Raw genomic sequence first — 293 nt, 5'->3', positions numbered from 1 at the left:
ATTATCGGTCATGGATGTTAGGAACCCACTGATTTTCCCCTTATTATCCTTGCTGGCATAACTCACCATTCTTGCCCTCCAGACAGCCGGAAGGTGCGGTGCTGCTTTACGTGCCTGTGGAGACACCGGCATCTCAATCAGCATGTCATAGTCGCTGTAGCGCTCGAGCACCTGATAACGGAGATGACTTTTTACAGGCGTCAGCCAGTGTGTCTGCTTCCCGGCCTGTTGCCACTCAAGTAAAAAAGCCGCACTGAAATAACAGCGATCAAACAGCGTCAGAGTATGGTCCG

Annotated in this window: 1 pseudogene; it reads right to left on the bottom strand. The window is 51.2% G+C overall.

Annotation, left to right across the window (positions count from 1 at the left end):
• Positions 1–293, bottom strand: a pseudogene (locus M6G53_RS25390) (IS4 family transposase); the annotation flags it as partial.

The organism is Serratia nevei, from assembly GCF_024160145.1.
Lineage (GTDB): Bacteria > Pseudomonadota > Gammaproteobacteria > Enterobacterales > Enterobacteriaceae > Serratia > Serratia nevei_A.
The sequence above is the reverse complement of the archived record's forward strand: the minus strand, read 5'-3'. Positions and strand labels throughout refer to the sequence as shown.